General features: G+C 50.6%; 16 protein-coding genes. 12 read left to right on the top strand and 4 right to left on the bottom strand.

All coding sequences use genetic code 11. The annotated features are described in order from the left end of the window. The first annotated feature begins 343 nt into the window (after nucleotides 1-343). The 3 genes from rpiB (at nucleotide 344) to DRJ53_RS15035 (ending at nucleotide 2,906) form a co-directional block, all read left to right on the top strand. Nucleotides 344-796, top strand: coding sequence for a ribose 5-phosphate isomerase B (rpiB, locus tag DRJ53_RS15045; protein ID WP_114236479.1), 453 nt, complete (start codon nucleotides 344-346; stop codon nucleotides 794-796). A 92-nt stretch (nucleotides 797-888) separates the two neighbouring features. After that, a complete protein-coding gene (locus DRJ53_RS15040; protein ID WP_123893595.1) occupies nucleotides 889-1,317 on the top strand; it encodes a hypothetical protein in 429 nt (142 codons plus the stop codon). A 122-nt stretch (nucleotides 1,318-1,439) separates the two neighbouring features. Beyond that, nucleotides 1,440-2,906 (top strand): M28 family peptidase, encoded by a 1,467-nt coding sequence (locus tag DRJ53_RS15035; RefSeq protein WP_114236477.1) that lies wholly within the window; start codon nucleotides 1,440-1,442, stop codon nucleotides 2,904-2,906. A gap of 287 nt (nucleotides 2,907-3,193) precedes the next feature. Here the strand turns inward: DRJ53_RS15035 and DRJ53_RS15030 are convergent, their stop codons facing one another. Continuing rightward, on the bottom strand, nucleotides 3,194-4,003 hold the full coding sequence (locus DRJ53_RS15030) for an SDR family NAD(P)-dependent oxidoreductase (RefSeq protein WP_114236476.1): 810 nt from the start codon (nucleotides 4,001-4,003) through the stop codon (nucleotides 3,194-3,196). A 441-nt stretch (nucleotides 4,004-4,444) separates the two neighbouring features. Here DRJ53_RS15030 and DRJ53_RS15025 point away from each other — a divergent pair, with 441 nt between their 5' ends. The 3 genes from DRJ53_RS15025 (at nucleotide 4,445) to DRJ53_RS15015 (ending at nucleotide 6,207) form a co-directional block, all read left to right on the top strand. After that, nucleotides 4,445-5,452, top strand: coding sequence for a trypsin-like serine peptidase (locus DRJ53_RS15025; RefSeq protein WP_114236475.1), 1,008 nt, complete (start codon nucleotides 4,445-4,447; stop codon nucleotides 5,450-5,452). An 80-nt stretch (nucleotides 5,453-5,532) separates the two neighbouring features. Next, on the top strand, nucleotides 5,533-5,790 hold the full coding sequence (locus tag DRJ53_RS15020) for a carboxypeptidase regulatory-like domain-containing protein (RefSeq protein ID WP_162303887.1): 258 nt from the start codon (nucleotides 5,533-5,535) through the stop codon (nucleotides 5,788-5,790). 51 nt (nucleotides 5,791-5,841) lie between these two features. After that, nucleotides 5,842-6,207, top strand: coding sequence for an SPW repeat domain-containing protein (locus DRJ53_RS15015; RefSeq protein ID WP_114236473.1), 366 nt, complete (start codon nucleotides 5,842-5,844; stop codon nucleotides 6,205-6,207). 108 nt (nucleotides 6,208-6,315) lie between these two features. Here the strand turns inward: DRJ53_RS15015 and DRJ53_RS15010 are convergent, their stop codons facing one another. Both DRJ53_RS15010 and DRJ53_RS15005 read right to left on the bottom strand, forming a co-directional pair. Next, nucleotides 6,316-7,290, bottom strand: coding sequence for a deoxyhypusine synthase family protein (locus tag DRJ53_RS15010; protein ID WP_114236472.1), 975 nt, complete (start codon nucleotides 7,288-7,290; stop codon nucleotides 6,316-6,318). Nucleotides 7,291-7,442: 152 nt separating this feature from the next. Then, nucleotides 7,443-7,883, bottom strand: coding sequence for a hypothetical protein (locus DRJ53_RS15005; protein ID WP_123893593.1), 441 nt, complete (start codon nucleotides 7,881-7,883; stop codon nucleotides 7,443-7,445). Between the two features lie 473 nt (nucleotides 7,884-8,356). On the opposite strand from DRJ53_RS15005, the gene DRJ53_RS15000 reads away from it, so the two are divergent. After that, on the top strand, nucleotides 8,357-8,947 hold the full coding sequence (locus tag DRJ53_RS15000; RefSeq protein ID WP_241558571.1) for an acyl carrier protein phosphodiesterase: 591 nt from the start codon (nucleotides 8,357-8,359) through the stop codon (nucleotides 8,945-8,947). Nucleotides 8,948-9,003: 56 nt separating this feature from the next. After that, nucleotides 9,004-9,597 carry a DUF2911 domain-containing protein gene (locus DRJ53_RS14995; protein ID WP_114236470.1) on the top strand — a complete coding sequence of 198 codons (594 nt, stop codon included), beginning with the start codon at nucleotides 9,004-9,006 and terminating at the stop codon, nucleotides 9,595-9,597. A gap of 381 nt (nucleotides 9,598-9,978) precedes the next feature. Here DRJ53_RS14995 and DRJ53_RS21335 read toward each other — a convergent pair whose 3' ends face one another. Beyond that, nucleotides 9,979-10,155, bottom strand: coding sequence for a hypothetical protein (locus DRJ53_RS21335; protein ID WP_155523217.1), 177 nt, complete (start codon nucleotides 10,153-10,155; stop codon nucleotides 9,979-9,981). On the opposite strand from DRJ53_RS21335, the gene DRJ53_RS14990 reads away from it, so the two are divergent. From DRJ53_RS14990 to DRJ53_RS21800, 4 genes are all read left to right on the top strand, one after another. After that, complete coding sequence (locus DRJ53_RS14990) at nucleotides 10,154-10,780, top strand: DUF2911 domain-containing protein (RefSeq protein WP_114236469.1); 627 nt, start codon at nucleotides 10,154-10,156, stop codon at nucleotides 10,778-10,780. The two genes, DRJ53_RS21335 and DRJ53_RS14990, sit on opposite strands and share 2 nt — an antisense overlap. 2 nt (nucleotides 10,781-10,782) lie before the next feature. Further along, nucleotides 10,783-12,618 carry an asparagine synthase (glutamine-hydrolyzing) gene (asnB, locus tag DRJ53_RS14985; RefSeq protein WP_114236468.1) on the top strand — a complete coding sequence of 612 codons (1,836 nt, stop codon included), beginning with the start codon at nucleotides 10,783-10,785 and terminating at the stop codon, nucleotides 12,616-12,618. A 171-nt stretch (nucleotides 12,619-12,789) separates the two neighbouring features. Beyond that, nucleotides 12,790-13,929, top strand: a complete 1,140-nt coding sequence (locus tag DRJ53_RS14980) for a cystathionine gamma-synthase (protein WP_114236467.1) — start codon at nucleotides 12,790-12,792, stop codon at nucleotides 13,927-13,929. A 201-nt stretch (nucleotides 13,930-14,130) separates the two neighbouring features. Then, nucleotides 14,131-14,262, top strand: coding sequence for a hypothetical protein (locus DRJ53_RS21800; protein ID WP_262707874.1), 132 nt, complete (start codon nucleotides 14,131-14,133; stop codon nucleotides 14,260-14,262).

Here is a 14,262-nt window from a genome sequence, read left to right as displayed (position 1 = left end):
GCCTTCGTCATTGCGAGGCGCTGCGGCAACTCGGTTTAGGTAATTATTTGTGCGCCGAAGCAATCTCCATCCACCCGAAACGACACGACACAAAAGCACTTGTTTTAGCGTTTTGAAAAACACCGTTAAATGCTGGGGGTTGCTTCGGCGCGAAAGCATTTACAAACTAACATACCACCGCTGCGCCTCGCAATGACGCACTAACTGCAGCAACACAGTAATAAAGTGCCACAAACTAAAAACCACAAGCTGCAAACTCCAGACTCTGAACTCCCAACTGTCAACTATCAACTACCAACTGCCAACTCCCCACTCCTAACTACCTTTGCCCAAAGAACCAACCATGAACACGTTTGATAAAACCAAGCCGGTAGCCATTGGCTCCGATCATGCCGGATACGAATACAAAACGGTTTTGGCCGATATGCTGCGCGAAGCAGGCTATACCGTAAAAGACTTTGGCACCAACAGCCCAGATTCGGTGGACTATCCCGACTTTGCCCACCCTGTGTCCAGCGCGGTGGAAAACGGCGAGGCCGAGTGGGGTGTGCTGGTTTGCGGCAGCGCCAATGGCGTAGCCATCACAGCCAACAAACACCAGGGCATCCGTGCAGCCATTGCCTGGCAGGAAGACATTGCACAACTGGCCCGCCAGCACAACAACGCCAACATCATTTGTATCCCGGCGCGGTTTATTCCTACCCCCGAAGCCGAAGCCATCGTTAATGCATTTGCCACCACGCCGTTTGAAGGTGGCCGCCATGCAACACGGGTAGGCAAGATGGCTTGCATTTAAGCCACAGCGTTATATTTTAAAAGAAAGTTGTAATAAGTTGGTGCATGCAACGAATGAAACAAGTGCCGTGTCAGCACTGAAACAAGCGTTTTATGCACCAACTCAAAACAACTGTCATAATGCTGTGCAGCGCCTTGCTGTTGGCATCCTGTGAAAAAGCAACGCTGTCCGAGAATGATACCGATACCATTACCGGCACCTGGAACTGGCAGCGAACCGACGGCGGATTAGCTGCCCATATTCACGAAACGCCCCAATCGAGCGGCGTTCAAAAGAAAGTGGAGTTTACGGCCGATGGCCGCTACCGCTGGTTTACCAACAATGTGGAAACAGCGCAGGGCACCTACACCCTGCAGCAACAGGCATGCATACACGATGGCAAGCAAAAAAGCTGGATCCGCTTTTCGGCGCACCCCGAGCAAAACCGCCTGGTAGAAGTGCTGGAGTCAAATGTGCTGCTGCTTTCCGATGAAGCCCATGATGGCCTGCAGGATCAATACACCCGCATCCCCAACAAATAAAGTGCATGGCCTAACCAAAGGTTAAGATTTGCACCACTCATCAATTTTTCTTCTTCATGTGTTTGTAAAAACGGAAATTCGGCCACCGGATTACCGGGCCCTTTTTTAACCTAATAGTTCACATGAAAAGAATTTTCTTGCCCGTGCTGCTGTGCGGCTCACTGGTAGCGTTGGCCCAAAAGCCGGCCAAGCCAGAAAACTACGCCAAAACGATCACGGCGGCCGATCTTAAAAAGCACCTGTACATTGTGGCAGGCCCCGAAATGGAAGGCCGCGAAACCGCCACCGAAGGCCAGCGCAAAGCAGCCGCATACATCGAAAACGAGTTTCGCCGCATTGGCCTGGAGCCCGGCAACAATGGCTCTTTCCAGCAGATGTACCCCTTGTTCCAGGATTCGCTGGCAGGCGCCAGCCTGGAAGTGGACGGACAGGCATTTCAATTGTTCAACGATTTTTCCATCAGCCCTGCGTCTTCGCTGGCGGGCACCTTTCGCTTAGGCGAGGTAGTGGCTATTGCAAAAAGCAACGCTGATGGTATAGCAACCGCCGACCTGGCGGGCAAAATGGTATTGGTTTTTGCCGATGCGGCCAACCAACAAACGATGCAGGCCATCCGTGCCAAAGGCCCTGCCGCGGTGATGATTCTTTCGCCCAACTACAAAGCACCTGCGCAGCCAACCCGCAAAGGCCGCATGGTGGTGCAACAGTTTGCCAAATCACTGCCACTCCAGCAGATCACCGTTTCGGAAGCCGTTGCCAAAGCCATTTTAAAAGACAATTTTGAAGCGGCTAAAACAGCAACCGGTGCACCCAAAGCGTATCCTGCACAGGTAGCGCTGACGGTGGACAAAACAACCATCAAGCACGAAAGCTCCAACGTACTGGGCGTATTGCCCGGTGCCGATAAAGCCGACGAATATCTGGTGATTACCGCACACTACGACCATGAAGGCAAGCGTGAAGGCGGTGTGATTTATTATGGCGCCGACGATGACGGATCGGGCACCGTAAGCGTGATTGAACTGGCCGAAGCTTTTGCCAAGGCAAAAAAAGAAGGCCGTGGTCCGCGCCGCTCTATTTTGTTCATGACCGTAAGCGGTGAAGAACGTGGCCTGTTGGGATCGGAGTATTATTCGATGCACCCAACTTACCCGCTGGCAAAAACTACTGCCAACCTAAACATCGATATGATTGGCCGCATTGATCCCAAACGCACCGTTGGCGACTCGACCAACTACGTGTACGTGGTGGGCGATGATAAGCTGAGCTCCGACCTGCGCCCCATTTCGGAAGCAGTCAATAAGAAGTTTATTAAAATGGAACTCGATTATAAATACAATGATCCGGACGACAAGGAGTTTATTTATTACCGCAGCGACCACTACAATTTTGCCAAGAACGGTGTGCCCATTATATTTTACTTCAATGGCACCCACGCCGATTACCACAAGCCTACCGACACGCCGGACAAGATCAATTACAACCTGATGGAAAAGCGTGCCCGCCTGGTATTTCATACCGCGTGGGAAATGGCCAACCGCAACGACATGCTGAAACGCGACCGCGAACTGCCAGCGCTGCGCCGATAAGATCGAGCAACAGCATCAATACAACATACAGAAGGCCCGAAGCATTTGCTTCGGGCCTTCTGGTTTTTAAGCCCTTTAGCTACCAGGCAAATTAAACCCTGCGCCATTTTTCGGGTCTATAAAACAGTTGCAACCCATGAAATCATTGGCCCACGGCACCGCAGCAATTGGCAGCGGTGCAACAAGCAAAAGATCCTGCCCTTTTTCATACCACAAAGACCCCGGCCTTTAAAAAGCGCTGGGGTCTTTTTAATTGTAGTTATTCAAGCTAACAGGATATAAACATCCTATTCCTTTTCATCGCTTTTCTTGGTGTGCATCTGCCGCATCTGTTCGGCCACCAGGGCATCGGGCATCACATTGCTCATGGTGGTCATCACTTTGTTCTTCATGCCGGATACAATTTTATCATCGCCCTTCATCAGTGCCTCGTAGCCGTCTTTGGCCACTTTTGCCGGGTCGGCCATGCTATCCGGTTCTAGTATTTTCAGATCTTTCGGGAAATCGGCTTTGTTGAAAAAGTCGGTATCAGTCACGCCGGGCTGCAAGGCCGTCATGGTAACGCCGGTATCTTTCAACTCGTTGATTAGGCCCTGTGTAAAGCTGAGCACAAACGCCTTGGTGGCATGATAAACGCTTTGCAGCGGTCCCGGCACTTCGGATGCAATGGATGCGAGCTGCAATATTTTGCCGCCATTTCGGGCCACCATGTCTTTTAAAAAATGATGCGTCAACTCGACCAGTGCCGTTACATTCAGCTGTATGATTTCCAGTTGCCGTGCCACATCAGACGCTACAAACAGCCCATAGCGGCCCTGCCCGGCATTGTTTACCAACACTTCCACAGTGAGCCCGCGGCTTTTTATTTCGTTGTACAGTTCGGTGGCAGCCTGCGGCACAAACAGGTCTTTTGCAATCACCACTGCTTCCACGCCATGTGCACCTGCCAGTTCACTGGCCTTGGCCTCCAGTTCAGCCGCATCCCGGGAAACAAGGATCAGCGGATAGCCGTCGGCGGCAAACAATTTTGCCAACTCCCAACCAATGCCGCTGGAGGCACCAGTGATCAATGCATAGCCCTTTGAGGTTTGTTCCATGTTTTATTTTTTGGATTGATACCGGTAAAAAAGACCATGCCACCCAATGGCTAAAATTTGGCCTAAAACCAACAGGCCCAGCAATAAATAAAGATTTTATTTCCTAATATGATTGTTTATATTTATGCCAGACAAACGCAAAAAGAAACGGATCGTGTGTGCTTGAAACAGCGGCAGCTTGCAGCCCGTTTGCCGGTGCGCCAAATTGTAACACATTGCAAGAACACCGATTGCTTTCGCCATTATCAGAGATAGCTACCCATCCCATCCTGCCCCACCTTCCATCTTTGATAATCCTTTAATCGGGTTCTCTCGGCGCCGCCTGTCACAGGCAGCGCTTTGCCTGCACCACCATTGGCTGTATCCTACTCCCGCCACTGTTTGCAGCATGCCCATTCTGCCGTTTGCCCCATTTATTTCACTTCAAAAAAACCAATCATCATGGCTGCAAAAACGACAACACCGTTGGGCATTGATGCTTTAACCAGCGAAATTCCTGCATTGGAAGTACCCCCTACCACAAGCAACGGAACCGGCCGGCAAGGCCTGGCCGAAGAAACCGAATTTGAAGTGCCCGAAGGCGGTTTTGTGCTGCTCAACCCCAACGAGGTGGACCGCGAAGTAGGCAACACATCGCGCAGCGAAACCGAGAGCCTGCTGGATGCGCCGCAACTGGAAGAACCCGGCTTTGAAGCGGTTGAAGAAAACGCCGTTGCACTGGATGCCATTTATGCATCGTACCCCGAGCTGCTGGAACGCGACCTGCTCACCACCGAAGTAATCATCGGGCAGGACCAGCGCACCAGGATCCTGAACACTTCCACATTTCCATGGAACGCCATTTGCGCCCTTAAAATAACTGCGGCTAATGGTGCCCGTTATATTGGTACCGGCTGGCTTATTTCGCCCCGCACCGTTATTACCGCCGGCCACTGCGTGTATATGCACGACCAGGGCGGCTGGCCCCGCAGCATTGAAGTGATCCCGGGCATGAACGATGCTGCACGGCCTTTTGGCTCCGGCGTTGCCACCGTGTTCCGCAGCGTGCAGGGCTGGACGCAAAGCAAAAATCGCAACTACGATTATGGCGCCATTATTTTACCCAACAACTACCGGCCAGGTGCCCGCACCGGTGCGTTTGGTTTTGCGGTAAAAGACGACGCTTATCTTAAAGCAGCGCTGCTCAATCTATCGGGATACCCCGGCGATAAAGGCGGCAACCAGCAATGGTTTATGGCACAAAAAGCAAAAAGCGTTGCCTCGCGGGTGATTACTTACGAGATCGATACGATGGGCGGACAAAGCGGCTCGCCGGTATGGCTGAAGATCGGTAACCAGCGTTTTGCTGTAGGCATACATACCAATGGTGCCACCAGCGGCAACTCGGCTACCCGCATTGTGCAGGCTGTGTACAACAACCTGATGTCATGGAAAGCAATGGGTGTATAAAAATGCAGGCCGGGTTGGTCCGTTGGCTGATCATTCCGGCCTTTTTTCTGTTCATTGGATGTATTGCAAAAAGCGACAAAATGGCCACTACCGGTACCGTTAAAGGAATTTTAGTAAACAGCTCTGGCCAACCCATTGCCGATGCTGTGGTGATGGTTGCCGGCGGCACCGGTTCATTTACCGATATGGCTGCGATTACCGACGAAAACGGCGCTTTTTACCTGTCGAACATTACGCTGCCGGGCAGTTATTCGCTGCAGGTGCAAACCGGCGGTGCATCGGTACAAAAAAATGTGCAGCTAACCTCTAGTGCCGATACCATACGGCTTACTTACTGATCGGCCCCTTTTATTATTGGCGCTGTAGTTGTATGCAGTAACAAAAAAATTATGAGCATCGCGATCAAACGCAGCCAGCACGGCATAGCCGATTTTGCCTATGCACCCCTTGTGTGGATGGCGCCGCGCATAGCCGGGTTTCAACATTTGCCACAGGCCAAAACAGCCTGCAAAGCCGCGGCCGCAGGGGCACTTACTTATGCATTGCTTACCGATGCAGAATGGGGCGTTGCCAAATGGCTGCCTTATAAAGGGCACCTCGCCATTGACCTCGCCGTAGGCGCCGCATCGTTTGCAGCACCGTGGGTGTTGGGTGTGCAGCACCACAAGGGTGCCCGCAATACATTTTTACTGATGGGTGCTGTAAGCCTGGTGGTAGGCGTACTATCGGTGTTGGGTACCCGAAAAAGTGATTGAAGAATTTAAAATAAAAAAATCCCGCAACGGTTGCTGCGGGATTTTTTTATGGAACAATGTTTTGCATTGCTATTGCATTAAGCAATGCAGCAACTGTTTATGATTTTTCTATAAACCCAGTATCCATGCAAACACCAACGGTGCTACAATGGTAGCATCGCTTTCAATGATGTATTTAGGTGTATTGATGTCGAGTTTACCCCAGGTAATTTTTTCGTTGGGGTGTGCACCGGAGTACGAACCGTACGAGGTAGTGGAATCCGATATCTGGCAGAAATAACTCCAGAACGGAATTTCATGCATCTCCAGGTCCTGGTACATCATCGGCACTACGCAGATGGGAAAATCGCCGGCAATGCCGCCACCGATCTGGAAAAAGCCGATGCCTTTGCCTGCGCTGTTGTCTTTATAATAATTAGCGAGCCACACCATGTATTCAATTCCGCTCTTCATGGTGGTGGCGCTGATCTCACCTTTGTACACATACGAAGCAAAGATGTTGCCCATGGTGCTGTCTTCCCAACCGCCCACTACAATCGGCAGGTTCTTTTCGGCGGCGGCAATCATCCAGCTGTCTTTGGTATCTATCTGGTAGTCATCCTTCATCACGCCGCTGTTGAGCAGTTGGTACATGTATTCGTGAGGAAAATAACGTTCTCCTTTTTCGTTGGCGTCTTTCCAAAGTTGATGAATATGGCGCTGTATGCGGCGGAATGCTTCTTCTTCGGGAATGCAGGTATCGGTAACGCGGTTGAGGCCACGCTCCAGCAGGTCCCACTCTTGTTGCGGCGTAAGGTCGCGCCAGTTGGGAATGCGTTCGTAATGGTTGTGCGCCACCAGGTTCATGATGTCCTCTTCGAGATTGGCACCGGTGCAGGAAATAATGTGCACTTTATCCTGGCGGATCATTTCGGCCAGCGACACACCGAGCTCGGCCGTACTCATGGCGCCGGCCAGTGTAATCATCATTTTACCGCCTTCCAGCAGGTGCTGCTCGTAGCCTTTTGCTGCGTCTACCAGTGCTGCCGCATTAAAGTGCCGGTACTGGTGCTCTATAAATTGGGAAACAGGTCCTTTGCTCATGGTAAAAAATTGAGCGGCAAAAATAACCTTTTACAAAAGAAAATCCCGCAGGGACGAAACCCTGCGGGAATAGGACACACAACGAAAACTGCTCGTTCAAATAGGTTATGGGTTAAAGGCAATGGTTTTTTGCAGGATAGTAATGGCTTTGGTTATTTCTCGTATTTCTGGTATTTGTTCCAGCGGGTGGCGCCATCTGATTTCAGGATGAGTTTTTGCTCGGCATCTTCCAGGGTTACATAGTAGTAAGTGCCGTTTTCATCCGATACTTCCACCAAGTCGGAGATCCACCTTTGGTTGTAGTCTTTTTTGATGGAAGCCAGCAGCACCACGGGCAGTTGCAGCGAAGAGATGTTGCGGGTTACCACCATCAGGTTGCCGTTGTTGCTGTAGTAAGCAGCGGCATACTGGCCGGCTACCTGGAAAGATACTTTGTACATATCATCGATGGCGGTCCAGGTTACATCGCTTGCCTGTGCAAAGGTGATGCTGAAGCTTTTGAGGGCTGCCGGTGTTACTTCCCCTCCGGGGTTGTTTTTGGCCTGGGCCATAAAGGAAGAAAGAACGGTCAGCAGGATAAATAAAGGTTTCATGATTTGTTAGTTGAAGTATGATATGTTTTGGTTGTTCTGTGTTTGTTTGACGATTCAAAAGTAGTGTGGGTTACACCCCGGGGCAAGTGAATTGTGAGGGGTGGCAAGGGCTGTTAAAAGGCTTAACAAAGAAAGAGTGCCCGTCGCTGCAAACCTTTAGCCCGCAAAGCTTTTACACAACCACATATTCATGTGAATGTTGTAAACAACAACATTGCAAGCATCACATAAATGCTACTCAATGGCAGCAACTCATTTACTAAAAAACGATGCAATAGTTTTTTAAACAAATAGCCCGCAGGTGATGAATGGTAATGGTTAGTGACAGCGCAATGTTTTTATGCCATGCCTCGGTAATCTAATTATCACATTCATCTATTGATAGAAATCAAACGCCCCGGCAGAAAAATACTTGTTGTTAAATGACCGCACCGCATTGGGCACAATGGCGCTGCATATCTTAAATTGCAGTATTGAATTTTCTGGGCCACGCATATCTTTCTTTTAACCACACCGAAATACTGGTGGGCAATATGATCTCGGATTGCATCAAGGGGCGTGCACAATACAATTACCCCGAAGGCATCCAGAAAGGCATCAGGCTGCACCGCGATATTGATGCCTTTACCGACAGCCACCCGGCCACCAAAGCAGCGCAGGAAGTGTTCAGGCCGCATTACCGCCTGTACAGCGCACCACTGGCCGATGTGGCCTTTGATTATTTTTTGGCCAACGACCCCGAAACTTTTGACGACCAGGGCCTGCTGCATTTCAGCCACAACACTTATTCCACCATCGATGCTTTTGGCGCCCAGCTGCCGCCGCGTTTTGCACAGCTGTTTACTTATATGAAACGCGACAACTGGCTGTATCGCTACCGCACCCTGGAAGGCATTGGCAACAGCCTGCGCGGATTGATGTACCGCGCCTCGATGCCCGACGACGGCGAGCATGCAGGATACCTGTTGCAACAGCATCAGCCGGTGCTGCAGCAATGCTTCAACGAGTTTTTTCCCGATGTTAAAAAATTTGCAAAAGGCCGCCTGACCGAACTGCTGGGGTAATGAGTTGCGTTCTACCCCCGGATATTATTTATTTTTAAGCCCTAATTCCATTTAGTATGAAACACCTGTTCCTGACCCTGATGCTTGCTGCCTGTGGCGCTGCCGCCAATGCCCAAACTTCGGCAAGCCCCATTTCGCTTGCTGTAAAAATGCCCGAAGTAGATAAGTCGCCCATGGATATGGCTTATTACCCGGCCAATTACCCGGTGCTGAAAATACAGGGTAAGGCAACGGAACCGCTGGTGGCGCGGGTGATATACAGCCGGCCGCTGAAAAATGACCGCGTGGTGTTTGGCGAACTGGTGGAGTGGAACAAGATCTGGCGCCTGGGTGCCAACGAAGCCACCGAGATTGAATTTTACCGCGATGTAAAAATTGGCGGCAAAAAAATAGCAAAAGGCAAATACACCTTGTTTGCCCTTCCGGAGCAGGAACAATGGACCGTTATTTTAAATAAAGACACTGATACCTGGGGCGCATTCAAATACGACGAAAAGAAAGACGTGGCCCGCATTGCCCTGCCCGTGCAGCAAATGCCCGTACCGGTCAATGCTTTTTCCATCATGTTTGAAAAAGGCGACGCTGATTCCATTGTGCTCGATATTGCCTGGGATAATTATATGGTGGCCATGCCAATTAGTTTGAAATAACGAACAGCGGAACAGTGAGGTCGAGGAATGAGGAATTATTAATTATGGATGATTAATTATTGGAAAGGTGTTGCGGTGATATATCGCAGATTAAGATTATTGGGCGGAGCCCAAACCTGTTGGTAGCAGCACAATCATCATCTTTTCAATGTTCCCGTTGATCGTGGATCAACCCTGAAGGCAGAAAAGTTCGCAAAGCAAAATGGTGCACGGGTTTGGGCTACGCCCAAAATAATTTACCGGTTACAACCATTGCTACAAACAGGTGTGGGCTATGCCCACTTTTTTATTTTGCGACGGCTGCATTTGTTTTGAAACATTAATTCATGCTTTTGATAGCCCGACGCACCAATTAATCATTCATTAATCATAATTCATCATTCATAATCCCTTACTCCCGGCTGTTCTCATTTCAAATTCATCATTCCTTGTTCCTTGTTCGATATTCTCTTTCAACTTCCTCTGTTCCTTGTTCTTCTGTTCACCTGTTCTACATTCCTTGTTCGCTGTTCTACATTCCATCTCCTCTTTCCCATTCTTTCCGTACTTTTTCGCCATGAAATTGTTGTTTGCAACAGCACTGGTGTTGCTGCTGGCGGGCTGTGCCGGCAATGATGCCGAAGAACCCCGCGTAACCCCTACCCCACGCCGCGACTCGCCACTGCTTGCTGCTGTACCGGCCAACCCGCTGCTGGCACTAGACCGGTCGCGCATGGACATGGCTTATTTCCCCGTCGACTATCCTATTTTAAAAACATCAGGCAAAATACAGGGCCCGCCCATGGCGCGGGTAATATACAGCAGGCCGCAACGGCAGGGCCGTACCATTTTTGGCGAACTGGTGCCCTATGGTCAGCCCTGGCGCCTGGGCGCAAATGAAGCCACCGAAATTGAATTGTTTGCACCGGCCACCATTGGCGGACAAAATGTAGCCAAAGGCCGCTACATCATGTATTGCATTCCGGAGGCCAGCCAATGGACCATCGTGTTCAACACCAACCTGTACACCTGGGGCCTTAAGCCCAACCCGCTGGATGATGCATACCGGTTTACCATTCCCATTCAACCAACAGAACACAGCCTGGAGCATTTTACCATGGTGTTTAACCAAAGTAAAGACGGTGCCGAGCTGGTCATTGGCTGGGAGCAAACCGAAGGCCGCCTGCCCATTCAATTCAAATAACTATGTGCGGCATTGCAGGCATATTTTCGGCAGGTGCCGCGGGTACAATAGAAGCGGCCACCAAAAGCCTGCAACACCGCGGGCCCGAAGGCAGCAGCTTTTACCAAGATCCTGAATTACCGCTCAGCCTGGGCCACCAGCGTCTCTGCATCATCGACCTGAGCGAAGCTGCCGCACAGCCACTGCGCTATCAAAACAGGTATGTGATTGTACACAACGGCGAGTTGTACAACTACAAAGAAATCAAAGGGCAGCTCGAAGCAAAGAGCTATCATTTCAATACACAATCTGATACCGAAGTAATTGTGGCGGCGTTTGCCTGCTGGGGTAAAAACTGCCTCCAACATTTTGATGGTGCCTTTGCATTTGCCATTTGGGATGAGGAGGCAAAAACCTTGTTTGCAGCCCGTGACCGGCTGGGCGAAAAGCCTTTTTTCTTTGCCCATACAGGCAACGAGTTGCGCTTTGCATCGGAGATAAAAGCCTTGTGGCAAATGGGCCTGGAGCGGCAGGTAAACAAGGGCATGCTGTACAACTACCTGACGCTGGGATACACCACCAACCCATACGATGCGCAGGAAACATTTTACCAACATATTTTTAAGTTGCCCGCTGCATCCTGCCTCATGTTGGATGCACGCAGCAATGACCTTTCGATAGAGCAATACTGGACCGTTTTTACCGACGAAAAAAACACCAGCGACAAAGAGGCGGTTGATACTTTTAAAAACCTGCTGCACACCTCGGTACAGCGCCGCCTGCGCAGCGATGTACCGGTTGGCACTTCGCTCAGTGGCGGCCTCGATAGCAGTGCCATTGCAGCGTTGTGCGCCGCTTCATCGGAGCGCAGTTTTTCGCACCATTGTTTTACTGCGTCGTTCGAAAACTGGAGCAAGGACGAAACAGCCCAAGCCGCAGCCATTGCAGCAAAAATGGGCCTGCAACATCATGTGGTTCCGGTGTCGGTTGGCGATTTATTAAAACAAATGGATGCGCTTTCTCTTTATCAGGAGGAGCCCGTGCAATCGGCATCGGTGCTGGCGCAGTACCAGGTGTATGCGGCTGCAAAACACGCTGGCATCACCGTGCTGCTCGATGGCCAGGGTGCCGATGAAATACTGGCTGGCTACCACAAATATTACCATTGGTACTGGCAGCAATTGTATGCCAACAAACAACTTACTTCAAGCGGCGAACTTGAGTCAGCAAGAGCATTGGGTGTGCTGGAGCCGTTTGGATTAACCAATAAAGTGGCTGCACTGTTGCCGCATTTTACTGCATCGTTGTGGCAAAAGCAGCGAGCAAAAAAAGCCGCTGCACAGCGGGGCCTGCATCCCGATTTTGTGGCGGCCAACAAAGCCCATTTTGCATATGCCTTGCCGGCGAAACTAGACCTGAACGGCGTGCTACATTACAACACGTTTACCAACGGGCTGGAAGAGTTGCTGCGCTATGCCGACCGCAACAGCATGGCGCATGCCGTGGAGGTGCGCCTGCCTTTTGTACAACATGAATTGATCGAGTTTCTTTTTTCCCTGCCTGCCCATTTTAAAATACGCAACGGCTGGACCAAATGGCTGCTCCGCGAAAGCATGAAAAAGGTGCTGCCCAACGAAGTGGTTTGGCGCCGCGACAAAGTGGGCTTTGAACCACCGCAGCAGCAATGGATGCAGGATGCCCGGGTACAAAAAAGAATACTGCAGGCAAAAGAATTGCTGGTGGCGCAACAGGTACTGCACCCTTCCGTTTTGCAACAACCCATCAAAGCGACTGCGGCCCACGCCGCCAACAACCTCGATTGGCGCTATTGGTCGGCGAGTTATTTGTGGGAGGGGTGAGGAAGTTCGAAGTCGGAAGACGGAAGTCCGAAGAATGGATTTGCAGATACTCGTTAAAAATGATCGATGCAAACAAATATTGGTTCAAAAAGTTAATGGTTCAATCTTCCGACTTCGGACCGCGGACTTCCGACTTCCCTGCCTACATTTGTTTTCCTCAATCAATACAACATGAAGCTAGGAACCAAGTTTATACATGCAGGTGCAGAACCCGATCCATCTACCGGTGCCATCATGACGCCGATCTACCAAACCTCCACCTTTGTGCAGGCAGCCCCCGGCGACCACAAAGGCTTTGAATATGCGCGGTCGCAAAACCCTACCCGCTTTGCGCTGGAAGCAGCCCTGGCCGGCATTGAGAACGGCAAGTTTGGATTGGCATTCAGTAGTGGCGTAGCGGCAACCGATGCCGTGATCAAACTGCTGCAACCCGGCGATGAAGTAATTGCAGGCGCCGATATGTATGGCGGCACCTACCGCCTGTTTTCGAAAGTGTTTGCACGCTTCGGCATCACGTTTCACTACGTGGATATGCAGGATGCACAAAACGTGGCGGCAGTAATCAACGACAAAACAAAACTCATTTGGTGCGAAACGCCCACCAACCCGCTGATGAATATTGCCGACATCGGCGCACTTTCGGCACTGGCCAAACAGCACAATCTCATTCTGGTGGTGGACAATACTTTTGCATCGCCTTATTTGCAAAACCCGCTCGACCTCGGTGCCGATATCGTGATGCACTCCTCCACCAAATACCTCGGCGGCCACAGCGACGTGATCCAAGGCGCTTTGGTGCTGAATGATCAAAAGCTGCGCGACGAACTTTATTTTATACAAAAAAGCTGCGGTGCGGTGCCCGGCCCGATGGATTGTTTCCTCGTGTTGCGCGGCATTAAAACCCTGCATGTGCGCATGCAGCGCCATTGCGAAAATGGCCGCGAAATCGCCCATTTTTTGCGCAACCACGAAGCCGTTGAAAGGGTGTACTGGTGCGGTTTTGAAGACCACCCCGGCTACGCCGTGGCACAAAAACAAATGCGTGATTTTGGCGGCATGATGAGCTTTACCTTAAAAGACGACAGCGTGGAAAATGCACGCCGTGTGCTTTCGTCCACACACCTGTTTTCGCTGGCCGAAAGCCTGGGTGGCGTGGAGTCGCTCATCAACCACCCGGCATCCATGACGCATGCTTCCATTCCGCGGGAAGAACGCATCAAAAACGGATTGACCGATTCGCTGATCCGGCTGAGCGTAGGCATTGAAGACGCGTCTGATCTCATTGAAGATCTGCGGCAGGCAATTGGTTGATTTTTTTAAGCGCTTATAAAAAAATGCGGGTCTGATGGCCCGCATTTTTTATTTAATTATAACGACTGCTTGGACCATGAACATCAAAAGCGCATAGGGCTGAAAATCCTGGATTCATCACTTTAAATGGCCGATTCGTCACCCTTTGTTTTTTAGCGGTAGTAAGGCGCCACAACTTTACACCAACAAAACATCAAAGGCATGAAACGGACACTACTCATTGCTGCAATTTGTTTGGCCATGCTTGCCAGTTGTGCCAGCCGCCACGCAACCTCAAGGCCCAACACATCCAATGTAATCCTGCTCGACCAATCCATTTTACTGGTTTCCTGA

The sequence above is a fragment of the Paracnuella aquatica genome (genome assembly GCF_003332885.2).
Taxonomy (GTDB): domain Bacteria; phylum Bacteroidota; class Bacteroidia; order Chitinophagales; family Chitinophagaceae; genus Flavisolibacter; species Flavisolibacter aquaticus.
Note: the sequence above shows the minus strand (reverse complement) of the source record. Positions and strands in the feature narration are given on the sequence as shown.